General features: G+C 68.9%; 14 protein-coding genes. 13 read left to right on the top strand and 1 reads right to left on the bottom strand.

Annotated features, from left to right (window positions below; all coding sequences use genetic code 11):
* Window positions 1-150: 150 nt before the first annotated feature.
* The 10 genes from E6C72_RS02430 to E6C72_RS02385 all read left to right on the top strand — a co-directional run bounded on the left by E6C72_RS02430 (window position 151) and on the right by E6C72_RS02385 (window position 9,533).
* Window positions 151-597 (top strand): Fur family transcriptional regulator, encoded by a 447-nt coding sequence (locus E6C72_RS02430; protein ID WP_109443226.1) that lies wholly within the window; start codon window positions 151-153, stop codon window positions 595-597.
* Window positions 594-818 (top strand): hypothetical protein, encoded by a 225-nt coding sequence (locus E6C72_RS02425; RefSeq protein WP_109443225.1) that lies wholly within the window; start codon window positions 594-596, stop codon window positions 816-818. Before E6C72_RS02430 ends, E6C72_RS02425 begins: the two co-directional genes overlap by 4 nt.
* A gap of 290 nt (window positions 819-1,108) precedes the next feature.
* The gene (locus tag E6C72_RS02420; protein WP_109443224.1) at window positions 1,109-1,927 is read left to right on the top strand and encodes a phage capsid protein; all 819 of its coding nucleotides are present in this window, start codon (window positions 1,109-1,111) and stop codon (window positions 1,925-1,927) included.
* 60 nt (window positions 1,928-1,987) lie between these two features.
* Window positions 1,988-2,260 carry a hypothetical protein gene (locus E6C72_RS02415; RefSeq protein ID WP_109443223.1) on the top strand — a complete coding sequence of 91 codons (273 nt, stop codon included), beginning with the start codon at window positions 1,988-1,990 and terminating at the stop codon, window positions 2,258-2,260.
* 63 nt (window positions 2,261-2,323) lie between these two features.
* Window positions 2,324-2,893 (top strand): hypothetical protein, encoded by a 570-nt coding sequence (locus tag E6C72_RS02410; protein WP_109443222.1) that lies wholly within the window; start codon window positions 2,324-2,326, stop codon window positions 2,891-2,893.
* Window positions 2,893-4,788, top strand: a complete 1,896-nt coding sequence (locus E6C72_RS02405) for a hypothetical protein (protein ID WP_109443221.1) — start codon at window positions 2,893-2,895, stop codon at window positions 4,786-4,788. Before E6C72_RS02410 ends, E6C72_RS02405 begins: the two co-directional genes overlap by 1 nt.
* Window positions 4,788-5,594, top strand: coding sequence for a hypothetical protein (locus E6C72_RS02400; protein WP_136700630.1), 807 nt, complete (start codon window positions 4,788-4,790; stop codon window positions 5,592-5,594). Before E6C72_RS02405 ends, E6C72_RS02400 begins: the two co-directional genes overlap by 1 nt.
* A 30-nt stretch (window positions 5,595-5,624) precedes the next feature.
* On the top strand, window positions 5,625-7,655 hold the full coding sequence (locus E6C72_RS02395; RefSeq protein WP_109443219.1) for a glycosyl hydrolase family 28-related protein: 2,031 nt from the start codon (window positions 5,625-5,627) through the stop codon (window positions 7,653-7,655).
* Window positions 7,652-9,178 carry a phage terminase large subunit gene (terL, locus tag E6C72_RS02390; protein ID WP_109443218.1) on the top strand — a complete coding sequence of 509 codons (1,527 nt, stop codon included), beginning with the start codon at window positions 7,652-7,654 and terminating at the stop codon, window positions 9,176-9,178. The genes E6C72_RS02395 and terL overlap by 4 nt, the downstream gene beginning before the upstream one ends.
* 34 nt (window positions 9,179-9,212) lie before the next feature.
* On the top strand, window positions 9,213-9,533 hold the full coding sequence (locus E6C72_RS02385) for a hypothetical protein (RefSeq protein WP_109443217.1): 321 nt from the start codon (window positions 9,213-9,215) through the stop codon (window positions 9,531-9,533).
* A gap of 12 nt (window positions 9,534-9,545) precedes the next feature.
* Here the strand turns inward: E6C72_RS02385 and E6C72_RS02380 are convergent, their stop codons facing one another.
* On the bottom strand, window positions 9,546-9,776 hold the full coding sequence (locus E6C72_RS02380) for a hypothetical protein (RefSeq protein ID WP_109443216.1): 231 nt from the start codon (window positions 9,774-9,776) through the stop codon (window positions 9,546-9,548).
* Between the two features lie 332 nt (window positions 9,777-10,108).
* On the opposite strand from E6C72_RS02380, the gene E6C72_RS02375 reads away from it, so the two are divergent.
* The 3 genes from E6C72_RS02375 (at window position 10,109) to E6C72_RS02365 (ending at window position 12,988) form a co-directional block, all read left to right on the top strand.
* On the top strand, window positions 10,109-10,483 hold the full coding sequence (locus E6C72_RS02375; protein ID WP_109443215.1) for a DUF952 domain-containing protein: 375 nt from the start codon (window positions 10,109-10,111) through the stop codon (window positions 10,481-10,483).
* On the top strand, window positions 10,480-11,553 hold the full coding sequence (locus E6C72_RS02370; protein ID WP_109443214.1) for a quinone-dependent dihydroorotate dehydrogenase: 1,074 nt from the start codon (window positions 10,480-10,482) through the stop codon (window positions 11,551-11,553). The genes E6C72_RS02375 and E6C72_RS02370 overlap by 4 nt, the downstream gene beginning before the upstream one ends.
* Before the next feature lie 145 nt (window positions 11,554-11,698).
* Window positions 11,699-12,988, top strand: coding sequence for an EAL domain-containing protein (locus tag E6C72_RS02365; RefSeq protein WP_247875967.1), 1,290 nt, complete (start codon window positions 11,699-11,701; stop codon window positions 12,986-12,988).
* Window positions 12,989-13,011: the final 23 nt, after the last annotated feature.

The raw sequence follows: 13,011 nt of genomic DNA, 5'->3' as shown, positions 1-13,011 counted from the left end.
TGGGTCCTCCGTTTGACTGTTGGCGTCCTGGGCCGACACGAGACGGTGCCGGCGGGTTCGCGACTTTGCGCCGCTGCGAAACCGCTCTGGGATTGCGAACGGTTTTCAGTATGATGGGGGTATCGGCAAGCAAAGACCAGGGTTGGGGTTATGACGTCGCGTCTGGAAGCGTTGTGCATGGAGAAGGGGCTTAAGATGACCGGTCAGCGCCGGGTCATCTCGCAGGTGCTGTCGGAGGCGGACGACCATCCCGACGTCGAGGAGGTGCATCGCCGCGCCGTGCAGATCGACCCGCGCATCTCCATCGCCACGGTGTACCGCACCATGCGGCTGCTGGAGGACGCGCAGGTGATCGAGCGTGTCGACCTGGGCGACGGCCGCGCGCGGTACGAGGAGGCGACGGCCGACCACCACCACCATCTGATCGATACCCGCACCGGCCGGATCATCGAATTCGCCAGCCCGGAACTGGAGGCGATGAAGGAGCGGATCGCGCGCGAGCTTGGTTACAAGATCGTCGGCCACCGGCTGGAAATCTACGGCGTGCCGCTGGACGACGCGGCCGACGGCATCCGGGAAGAGGAGGAGCGTCCATGACCGGTCCCCGTTTTCCTGAGGCCGACCAGCCGATCGCCGACGCCATCGCCTGCCGTGATGCGGTTCAGCGCTGCTACTCCGGCCTGTGTCGCTGCGGCCAGCCGGAACGCTATGCGCTGGAGGCGGCGGTGACCGTGTACCGCTACCACCATCCGGAGATCCCGCCGGCTCAGGCGGAGACCATCGTCAGCCATTGGGTGGCGGGGCCGGTCCGGCATTGACGTGTGAAAATAGTCCTTGATCGGATCCGCATAAAATCCTAAAACCACTCCTGTCAAGGCGACCGGTCCCCCCTTCGGACCAGCCGCCCGACAGCTCCAAAGCTCCCCCCTCGCTTCGGTCCGAAAAGGGCCGGCCGGACACTTCAAAGTCCGGCCGGCCCTTTTCGTTTTCGCGTTCCGCCCGCGGCCGGCGCTGCGTCCCGCACGCACCCCCGACAACCGGGTGGCGGAACGAGTCCCCCGCCACTCTCCCCGCGGGATCCGCAGGAACGCGAAAGGAAAACACACCCATGTCGACCACGATCGCCCAGGCGTTCGTCAAGCAGTTCGAGCGCGAGGTCCACGAGGCCTATCAGCGCATGGGCTCCAAGCTGCGCAACACCGTGCGCAGCAAGAACAATGTCCAGGGCGCCTCCACCGTCTTCCAGAAGGTGGGCAAGGGTGCCGCCTCCACCAAGTCGCGCCACGGTGCGGTTCCGGTGATGAATCTGGACCACACGCCGGTGGAATGCGCGCTGTACGACTTCTATGCCGGCGACTGGGTCGACCGGCTGGACGAGTTGAAGACCAACATCGACGAGCGCCAGATCATCGCCAATGCCGGCGCCTATGCGCTGGGCCGCAAGACCGACGAACTGCTGATCGCCGAACTGAACAAATCCGTCAACTACGCCGCCAGCGCTGCCGACGGGCTGACCAAGGCCAAGATCCTGACCGCTTTCGAGATGATGGGCGAAGCGGACGTGCCGGACGATGGCCAGCGCTATGCCGTCGTCGGCTGGAAGCAGTGGAGCCAACTGCTGGGCATCGAGGAGTTCGCCAGTTCCGATTATGTCGGCACCGACGAGCTGCCCTGGCGCGGCACCCAGGCCAAGCGCTGGCTCGGCACGCTGTGGCTGCCGCATTCCGGCCTGACGCTGAGCGGCAATGTCCGGCTCTGCCACTGGTATCACAAGACGGCGGTCGGCCACGCGGCCGGTGCCGACGTGAAGACCGACATCACCTGGCACGGCGACCGCGCGGCGCACTTCGTCAACAACATGATGAGCCAGGGCGCCGCGCTGATCGACACCACCGGGGTGGTGACCCTGCGCTGCCTGGAAAGCTGAGCGGAGGAGGGTGATCCCTCCTCCCTCCCGCATCCCCATACAATCCGGAGACTTCGATCCATGGCCTATGCGTCCAAGGATTTGAGTGTGCTCGCCTATGCGAACGGCTTCACGCTCTGGCACTACACCACACGTGACGTGGCGACCGATGTCGACACCGCCGGCTATTTCAACGGGGCGGCCGATCTGCTGCGGGTGGGCGACATGCTGCTGGCCAACTGTGCTGTCGGCAGCGCCGCCCCCGCCACCGGCATGCTGGTGGTGGCGGCCAGCGCCAACGGGACGGTCGATGTCGCTAACCTGACGCCGTTCGGTAGCGTCAACAGCGACTGATCCGTCGAGGCGGCGGCGCCGGATCGCCGGTGCCTCCGCAAACCCCGCAACGGGAGACCGTCCATGGCCCTGACCGCCATCGGCCTGTGCGGCCGTGCACTGATCAAACTCGGCGCCACCGCCATCGCTTCCTTCGACGACGGATCCGCCGAGGCGGAGGTGGCCGCCGCCCTCTACGGCCCGACGCGCGATGCGCTGCTGTCGGCCAACGCCTGGAGCTTCGCCAGCGTGCTGGCCACGCTGCCGCGGCTGGCCGAGCCGCCGGTCGCCGATTATGCCAACGCCTTCCAGCTGCCGGCCGATTTCCTGCGGGCGTTGGGGGCGGGCGGCGACGGGCGGGGGCGCGGCCTGTCCTATCGCATCAATGGCCGTGCCCTGCTGTGCGATGCCGGCACCGTCACCCTGTCCTACATCGGCCGCCCGGCGGCGGAGGAGTTCCCCGCCTTCTTCGATCAGGCGCTGATCGCCCGGCTGGCCGCCGAGTTCTGCCTGCCGCTGACCGAAAGCTCGACACGGGCGGAACTGCTGGCCCAACAGGCCGAGAGCGAATTCCGTCGCGCCCGCCAGATCGACGCCCAGCAGGACAGCCAGCCCGGCTTCGAGGACTTCACCCTGATCGACGCGAGAGCGTGATGGGGCGGCTGCATCAGGTGAAGACCAACTTCACCGCCGGCGAGGTGTCGCGCCGCCTGCTGGGGCGCGGCGATCTCAAGGCTTACGACAATGGCGCGCTGGCGCTGCGCAACCTGTTCATCGACCCGACCGGCGGGGTGACGCGGCGGTCGGGGCTCGCCTTCACCGCGCTGGCCCCCGGCGACGGCCGGCTGGTGGCGTTCGAGCGCAACAGCGAACAGACCTATCTGCTGGTCTTCACCGACCGTCGGATCGACGTGTTCCAGGGCGGGTCGAAGCTCGTCTCGGTCGCAGCACCCTGGACGTTGACGCAACTGGCGCAGATCACCTGGACGCAGAGCGCCGATACGCTGCTGGTCTGCCATCCCGACCTGCCGCCGCGCAAGCTGATGCGTGGCGACGATGGGATCTGGACGCTGGCGGAGTGGGCCTTCGCGGTGGAGGGGGAGTTGCTGCGCATCCCCTTCCATCGCTTCGGCGATCCGGCGGTGACGCTGACGCCGTCAGGGACGACGGGGGCCATCACCGTCACCGCGTCGGCTCCGGTGTTCGATCCGCGCCAGGACGGCACCCGCCTCCGCATCAAGGGCAAGCAGCTGCTGGTGACCGGCGTGGTGTCGGCGACGCAGGTCAACGCGACGGTGAAGGAGGCGCTGGCCGACACCCAGCCGACGACGCAGTGGGAGGAGCAGGCCTTCTCCGCCTTGCGGGGCTGGCCGGTGTCGGCGGCCTTCCATCAGGACCGGCTGGTCATCGGCGGCTCGCGCGACCTGCCCAACCGGCTGTGGCTGTCGCGCTCCGCCCAGATCTGGAACTTCGATCTGGGGGAGGGACTGGACGATCAGGCCATCGAGTTCGGCATCCTGTCCGATCAGGTGAACGCGGTGCGCGCCGTCTTCTCCGGCCGGCATCTGCAGGTCTTCACCTCGGGCGCCGAATATATGGTGACCGGCGACCCGCTGACCCCGCAGAGCATGCAGGTCAACCGGCAGACGCGCATCGGTTCGCCGATGGACCGCGCCATCCCGCCGCGCGACGTGGAGGGGGCGACTCTGTTCGTGCCGCGCAACCGGCGCGAAATCCGCGAATTCCTCTACACCGACACCGAGGCGGCCTATCAGGCCAACGACCTCGCCCTGCTGGCCCGCCATCTGGTGGCGAGCCCGCGAGACCAGGATTACGACCAGAACCGCCGGCTGCTGTTCGTGGCGATGGAGGACGGCACGCTGGGGGCGCTGACCGCCTACCGGGCGGAGGACGTCACTGCCTGGACCCTGCTGGAGACCGACGGGGCGGTGCGTTCCGTCGCAGCGGTGGGGGACGAGGTCTATGCGTTGGTCGAGCGGCGCGGCGTCTGGACCGTCGAGCGGTTCGACGACACGCTGAATCTCGACGCCGCGATCACGGCGGAACGGGCTGAGGCCACTGCCGTCTGGAGCGGGCTGGCGCATCTGGAGGGGCGGACGGTCGCCATCGTCGCCGACGGGGTGATCCGCAATCCCGCCACCATCCAGGCCGGCAGCGTCACGCTCGACCCGCCGGCCCGCAAGGTGGAGATCGGGCTGCCCTACACCCACCGGATCGAGCCGCTGCCGCCCAACCTGCTGGGGCAGGCGACCGGGGCGGACCTCGTCCGGCTGGTCGCCGTCACCTTCCGGCTGGAGGAGACGGCGGCGCTGCGCGTCGATCTTGGGCGCGGGTTGCAGGAACTTCCGCTTCACCGGCTCGGGCCGCAACCGGCCGGCGGGGTGCCGCCGCGTGTGTCCGGCGACCGCCGGCTGCGGGCGCTCGGCTGGCGCCATGACACCGACCTGCCGCTTTGGCGCATCGAACAGGATGCGCCGCTGCCTTTCACGCTGCTTTCCGTGACCATGGAACTGAAGGTGAATGACTGATGGGTGGAATAACTCCCCTGGTGACGACGGCGTTGCCGCTGGCGAACTCCGTCATCGGCACCGTGCGCACTGCCAGCACCGGCCAGTCCAGCGCCGCCGCGCAGCAGGCGGCGGCGCAACAGGCCGCTGCCGAGCTTGAGTACAAGCGCCAGCAGGACGCGGCGCAGGCTGCGGCTGCGCAAGCGGCGCTGGAGCAGAAATACCGCGAGGAAGCGGCGGCGGCCGAACGCAGCGCCCAGGCCGCCGCCACCGCCCGCCAGCAGCAGGCCCAGCTGGAGGCCGAGGCGCAGGCCCGCCAATGGGCGCATGACGCCGAGTTGCGTCAACAGGAGCAGGAGCTTCAGCGCCAGAAGGACGAGGCTTCGGCGGCAGCCGCTGCGGCGGCGCGGGCCAAGGAGATGGACGATTTCCGCTCCAGCCAGGAACAGACGCTGGCCCAGCTGCGCGCCAGCCAGGAGGAGGCCGTCCGCGGCAAGGAGACCGACGCGCAGACCCAGCTTTCCCAGCTGACCGCGGCGGCGGATGCGGCCGAGCAGCGCCGGCTTGCCGCCTTGCGTCAGGCGGTGAGCAAGACCCGCGCCGGGTTGGGGGCGCGGGGCGTCACGGCGCAGGACGGCTCGGGCGAGGCGATCCTGCTGGGGCTGACCAACTCCAGCGAGACCGAACGCAAGGACGCCCAGGCGACCGATCAGCTGAAACGCGCCGCCATCCAGCAGAGCCTGGACGAGGCCAAGCGCCGCAATCTGCTTGAGTTGTCGCAACTCGCCGACCGTCAGCGCCTGGAATATATGAGCAAGTTCTTCTGAGGAACGGCTCCATCAACCGGAGACCCTCCGATGTCCACGTCGCTTCTCATCCCACGCGGCACCCCGCGCGTGCAGTATCTTGCCGACGGCGCGCAGCGGGTCTTCACCTACCCGTTTCCGATCTTCGCCGACGAGGATCTCCAGGTCTTCCTGGGTGCCGCCCTTCAGAGCACCGGCTATGCGGTCGGCGGCGCCGGAGCCAGCGCCGGCGGGGCGGTGACCTTTGCCGCCGCTCCGCCGGAGGGGACAATCGTCCTGCTGCGCCGCCACCTGTCGATCGAACGGCGCAGCGACTTCGGCGAAAGCGGGCCCCTGCCGGCCGCCGCCCTCAATGGCGAACTGGACCGGCTGACGGCAATGCTCCAGCAGGTGGCGGGCGATCAGGAGCTGATGCTGCGCTATGGCGACAGCGACCTCCCGGCCTCTCCCCTGCTGCCGGAACGCGGTCTGCGCCAGGGCAAGCTGCTGGCCTTCGACAGCGTTGGCAACCCCACCGTACGCCCGCCGGTCGACGAGGAAGCGCTGGCGACCTATGTGCCGCCGGGTGCCGGGGCGACAGCCCGGCCGGTGCGCGACAAGCTGGCCGATCTCGTTTCGGTGAAGGATTTCGGCGCGGTGGGCGACGGGCTGGTCGACGATACGCTCGCCTTGCAGGCGGCGCTGACCTCCGCCCGCGCGGTGTTCGTGCCGCCGGGAACCTACCGCATCATCAACACGCTGACGCTCGGCCATGGCCAGACGCTCTACGGGGCGGGACAGGCGTCGGTTATCCGGGGGGCGTCGAACGGCTTCGACCTGATCCATCTGCCGGACGGCTACGCCACCCTGTCGGCCTTGCGGTTGGAGCAGGGCAAGGCGGGAGTGCGGCTGTTCGGACGCGACGGCCCCTGCGTGCAGAACAGTCTGATCGACCTGACGCTGTGGGAACCGGAGGTCGGGCTGCTGTTCGACGGTTACATCGACCCGAACCTGCCCTGCTATTGGAACAACATCGCCCGCGTGCTGGTGGCGCGGCCGTCGCGCCATGGCGTGTGGCTGACACGGACGGGGGCCGGCGACACACCCAACGCCAACCGCTTCCACGCGGTGCGTGTCTATTCGCTGTCGGCGCCGATGAGCGGCTGCGGCTTCTTCGTCGAGCAGGGACGCTTCAACAACGCCTTCTTCGACTGCGAAGCCAATCTGTGGTCGCAGGCGGAGGCCTGTTTCCGCGTCGGCGCCGTCACCGACAAGACGCTGATCGTAAATTTCTACGCCGAATCGCTGGGGGCGCTGCCGAACCTGCAACTGGATGCCGGGTCGGTCGAGACGGCGGTCGTCAACCTGTTCTCCGCCGCCGCCGGACCGGCGATCCTCGACCGCTCGGGCGGGCAATACACGGCGGTCAATGCCGGCTATCCCGAGAAGAACAGGCTCCAGCGCAGCCGCGTCACCGAACTGGTGGTGGAGGCCCTGCGCTACGACACCGACTATGTGGAGCCGGCCCATGGCGGGGTGGTGGCGCTGGACCTGACCAGTTCGGTCTATCTGGCCAGCGCCTTTGGCGGGGCGGTCGAGTTGCGTCTGCCGAAGGCCGAGGACGCCAACGGCCACGCGGTGACGATCAAGCGCACCGATGCCTCGATCAACCCGCTGACGGTGACCGAGACCGGTGGGCCGGGGCCGGACGGGCGGGTGCTGTCGCTGGGCAACCGCTACGACTTCGTGACGCTGGTGTCGAACGGCGCCGGCTGGTGGATCGTCGCCGGCAACAGCCAGCCCGGCAATGCCCACTATCATGAGGCCCCCGGCCTGTTCGAGCCGGACCTGAACCAGCAACTCTATCTCGTCAGCGCCTGGAACGGGGCGGTGGAGGTGCGGCTGCCGTCGCCGTCGGCCCCCCATGCGGTCGGGCGCGCGGTCACCGTCAAGAAGTCCGACACCGGCGGCAACCGCGTCACCGTCACCCAAGCCGGCGGCGGCGGGCCGGACAGCGAGGCCATTGCGCTGACCGGGCAGGGCCATGCGGTGACGGCGATGTCGAACGGTGCCGGCTGGCACATCCTGGGGCGGAACCCATGACGGAAAAGGACGATGACGGCTTCGGCACCTTCGTCCAGGGCTGGAACGCCATGGTGGAGCTGAGGACGCCGGCCCACCACGCGCGGATGGCGCGCTGGCTGGAGGATCATATGGCCGGGCAGAACCGGCGCATGCTGCTGATGGCCTTCCGTGGATCCGGCAAATCGACTCTGGTCGGGCTGTTCGCGGCCTGGCTGCTGCTGCGCGATCCCAACCGCCGGCTGCTGGTGCTGGCCGCGGACCTGAAGCTGGCGATGAAGATGGTGCGCAACGTCAAACGCATCCTGGAGCGTCATCCCGACTGCGGCCATCTGAAGCCGCCCACCAGGGAGCGCGACCAGTGGGCGGCCGACCGCTTCACCGTGGTACGGCCGATGGAGCTGCGCGACCCGTCGATGGCGGCGGCCGGCATCGGCGGCAACATCACCGGCAGCCGCGCCGACGTGGTGATCTGCGACGATGTCGAGGTGCCGCGCAACGCCGACACCGCGGTGAAGCGCGCGGCCCTGCGCGAACGGCTGTCGGAGCTGGAGTATGTGCTGGTGCCGGGCGGGGCGCAGCTCTATGTCGGCACGCCGCACGCGCAGGACAGCCTCTATGCCGGGGAGACCGACGACGGCAGCCCGCCCTTCCTGGACGGGTTCGAGCGGCTGGTGCTGCCGGTCTACACCGAGGATTCCGAAGGAAACCGCAGCTACACCTGGAAGGAGCGCTTCGGCGAGGCCCATGTCGCGCGCATCCGCAAATCCACCGGCCCGAACAAGTTCACCAGCCAGATGCTGCTGCGCCCGGTCAGCGTCACCGACGGGGTGCTGGATGTCGGCAAGCTCGGCCGCTACGACGCGGAGCTGGAGTATCGCGAGGCGCTGGGCCGCGCCGTTCTGACGCTGGATGGGGTGAGGCTGCTATCGGCCACCTGCTGGTGGGACCCGGCCTTCGCCCGGCCGGCGGGGGAAGCGGACGGCAGGTCGAAAGGCGGCGACGGCAGTGTGGTCGCCGCGGTCTTCGCCGGGGAGAACGAGCGGTTCTACCTGCACCGGGTGCAGTACTTGGCCGTCGATCCCAGGGCGGAGGACACCGAGGCCGACCAGCAATGCCGGCAGGTCTCCCGCTTCCTGGCCGACAACCATCTGCCGGCGGTCCACATCGAGATCAATGGGCTCGGCCGTTTCCTGCCCGGACTGCTGCGCAAGCGGCTGCGCGATGACCGGCTGGCCGCCGGGGTTGTCGAGCAGAACAGCCGCACGCCCAAGGCGGAGCGTATCATCAAGGCCTTCGACGCCCTGCTCGCCGACCGCCGCCTGCTGGCCCATCGGCAGGTCTGGGGGACGCCGCTGATCCGCGAAATGCGCGACTGGCGCCCGGATGGCCGCTATCGCGGACCCGATGACGGTTTGGATGCGGTCGCCGGCTGCCTGGGGGCAGAACCCTACCGCTTCGACCGCTGCACGGCCGCGCCCGAGCGCCGGCCCGACTGGCGCGGTGCCGGTGCCATGGTGGCGCCGGCGGACTGGGAACTTTGAGTTTTCCTCACATCACAAGGAACGGGAGACCCCGATGCATGATGCCCTGACTGGAGGCCTTGATCTCGCCTGGTGGATCACCGCGGTCGAGCTGCCGGCGATGGGCGGGTTGTTCTGGCTGATCGCGCGGGTGCGCAGGGATGCCGACAGCGCGCTGGACGATCTGCGCAACCGGGCGGAGGAGGCCCAGGCGCAGGTGCGCGAGGGCCTGGCCGCATACAAGCTGGAGGTCGCGAAGACCTATGTGTCCTTCGCGACGCTCAAGGACGTGGAGCAGCGCCTGACCGACCATCTCCTGCGAATCGAGACCAAGCTCGATTCGGGCTTCATGCCCTTTGAAGGCGGACGGCGCTGAGGGGTGGCCGGCTCAGTCGGCGTGGTGGATCATCGCCTGGTAGATCTTCCAGGCGATTTCCACCGACACGCCGCCGGCCCGCGCACCGGCAGCCAGCATGGTGGCGCTCGGCTTCAGCGGGACCGCGGTCTGACCCGGCTCGCACAGCGCGCCCATCGCGGTGATCGACGCGCCCAGGGAACCGCCGAGATCCGTGTCGCAGGACTTGGTCTTCTTCATCAGGCTCATGGAAATCGCGTTCATGGCGGGTCCTCCGTTGACTTGGAACTGTCACAGCAAAAGCGGTGCCAACCGCTGGCGGCAGCCCAAGTCCCGGGAATCGCGGGAGTTGCGCGGGGAAAGACGCCGATCCGGCGCAGCACATCTCCGGCAAACTTCAAAAATACCCGCAAAATGCCGAATAGTTTCGGGTGTGCTTTGCAAAATGCAACGCGCGAAGCGTGCGGAATTGCATTCGGAAAAGCGATCCAGCGTTGTGTTCCACAGAGCAGAGCGGTGCGGTTCCGGAGCGCTGCGACACTGCGGCGTCGAGGTCTCTGGCCGCTGGCCGCGCGTTACGTTAGTGTCCCACCGCCATGACCGACCGCATCATTCACCACATGTGCCGCGCGGACGAGTGGGATGCCGCCCGCCCGGCCGGCCGCTATCCCGGCTCGTCCCAGGATGTCCAGGACGGCTTCATCCATTTTTCGACCGCCGCACAGGTGGTGGAGAGTGCCGCCAAGCATCGCGCCGGCCAGGACGGCCTGCTGCTGCTGACGGTGGACGCCGACCGGCTGGGCGACGCCCTGCGCTGGGAGCCGTCGCGCGGCGGGCAGCTGTTCCCGCATCTTTACGGACCGCTGCCGGTGGATGCCGTGCTGCGTGTCGATCCGCTGCCGCTGGGGCCGGACGGGCACCATGTCTTCCCCGCCGGCTTTCCCTTCACCCTTCAGGACCTCGTTCCGTGATCGACCTCTATCCGCTTGCCGGGCCGCTGCTGTTCCGCTTCGACCCCGAGACCGCGCATGGCCTGACCATCAAGGCGCTGAAGACCGGACTGGTCCCGCCGGCCCGCGGCAAGGACGAGCCGGCGCTGCACACCCGGGTGTGGGAGATGGACTTCGCCAACCCGGTCGGGCTGGCCGCCGGTTTCGACAAGAATGCCGAAGTGGTCGACGCCATGCTGAATCTGGGTTTCGGCTTCGTCGAACCCGGTAGCGTCACCCCGCGGCCCCAGCCGGGGAATCCGCGCCCCCGCCTGTTCCGGCTGATCGGGCAGCGGGCGGTCATCAACCGAATGGGCTTCAACAACGAGGGGCTGGAGGCCTTCGCCCAGCGGCTGGAGCGTCGCCGCGACTCCGGCAAACGGGCGCCCGGCATCGTCGGCGCCAACCTGGGCAAGAACAAGGACACCGTCGACGCCGCCGATGATTACGTGATCGGCGTGCGCCGGCTGGCGCCGCTGGCCGACTATCTGGTCGTCAACGTCTCCTCGCCCAACACGCCGGGCCTGCGCGCGCTCCAGGGCCGCGACCCGCTGCGGGCCCTGCTGGAACGGGTGCTGGAAGCGCGGGCCTCCTGCGGACTGGCCCGCAATCCGCCGCTGCTGCTGAAGATCGCCCCCGATCTGACGGTGGAGGACAAGAGCGACATCGCCGCGGTGGCGTTGGAGAGCGGCATCGACGGGCTGATCGTCTCCAACACCACCATCGCCCGGCCCGACAGCATCCCGGCGGCGATGCGCGGCGAGGCGGGCGGCCTGTCCGGCGCCCCGCTGTTCGAGGCCTCCACCTCCGTCCTGCGCGAGATCTACGCGCTGACCGGCGGCAAGCTGCCGATCGTCGGGGTGGGCGGGGTGGCGACGGGCGCGGACGCCTATGCCAAGATCCGGGCCGGCGCCTCGCTGGTGCAGCTCTATTCGGCGATGGTCTATGCCGGGCCGGCGGTGGTCCACCGCATCCGCCGCGAACTGGCGGAACTGCTGCGCCGCGACGGTTTCCGCTCGGTCGCCGAGGCGGTGGGGGCCGATCACCGCTGAAGGATCACCGCTGAGGGATCAGCACCGAGGCCGCGCAGGATGCGAGAGGCAGGGGCGTAGCATTAACGGATCGTCAAGCGGGTCTCCCGACAGTGAGGAGCCCGCCACGGTTCGGTGTCATGCTCCTGCCGGAGGCCGCGCAGCCGTGAAGGCCCTGACCGCCGATCTTCGCCTCGGAACCGCCGTCTCCACCGCGGCCGTTCCCACCACCCTGGTTCCCGCGATGACCCTGCTGACGCACCTCGTCTATGCGCTGGCCTATCTGATCGCCGGGGTTGCGGCCGGGGCGGCGCTGTGGGCGCTGCGCCCGGAGGCCGATCCGCTGGTGGCGTGGCTGGTGGGCGCCCTCGTGGTGCTGGCCGGCGCGCTGGCGCATGAAGTGGTGACAAGGCTGGAGCGCGAGCGCAAGGCCACCCGCCGCATCGCCGGCCTGAACGAGCGGGTGGAGGAGCTGGCCCAGCTGCTGGAGCAGCGGCTTGCCACCGACTCCGGTGCACAGCCTGACGGTGCCGTCCGCTACGATGCGGTGATGCAGGAGGTGAAGCTTCTGCAATCGCTGGTCGCCCGCCTGACCGAGCGGCGCGCTCCCCGCCCGCCGGCCGCGAGTGCGGAGCGCCATCCGCCGCCACCCGCCACACACTCTGCGGCGCCTTCTGGCTCGCCCTTTGGCGCCGCCGCTCCCTCCGCGCCGGTCCCGATGGACGATGCGGCGGTGCTGGAGGCGGTGCGCGACGCGCTGAAGGCCGACCGCATCGACGTCTATCTCCAGCCCATTGTCAGCCTGCCGCAGCGCAAGCACCGCTTCTACGAGGTGTTCTCGCGCGTGCGGGCCGCCGACGGGCATCAGATCATGCCCGACCGCTATCTCGACATCGCCGGGCGCGAAGGGCTGATCTCCACCATCGACAATCTGTTGCTGGTCCGCTGCGTCCAGCTGATCCGCGAGACGGAGCGGCGCCAGCACGCCATCGGCTTCTTCGCCAACATCTCCGCCGCGACGCTGGCCGATGCGGAGTTCATGCGCCAGTTCCTGAACATGATGGCGCAGAACCATGCCCTGGTGCCCAAGCTGTTGTTCGAGCTGAGCCAGCATGACCTGCGCGCCGGCGGGGCGGTGACGATGGGCATCCTGTCCCAGCTGGCGCGGCTGGGTTTCCGCTTCTCGATGGATCAGGTGACGGACCTTTCCATCGACCTCGACCGGCTGCTGCGCCACGAGTTCCGCTGCATCAAGCTGGACCGCGCCCTGGTGCTGGATCCCGCCAACGCCGCACGCATCCGCGAGCTTCGCCACCGCTGCGCCGCCGAGGGCATCGACCTGATCGTCGAGAAGATCGAGACGGAGAACCAGCTGGTCGACGTGCTCGACACCGGCTTCGACTTCGGCCAGGGCTATCTGTTCGGCGAACCGCGGCTGAGCCGGAAGCCGGAGTGAGGGGGAGGCAGCTGTCCGCATGG

The sequence above is a fragment of the Azospirillum sp. TSH100 genome, from assembly GCF_004923295.1.
Lineage (GTDB): Bacteria > Pseudomonadota > Alphaproteobacteria > Azospirillales > Azospirillaceae > Azospirillum.
The sequence above is the reverse complement of the archived record's forward strand: the minus strand, read 5'-3'. Positions and strand labels throughout refer to the sequence as shown.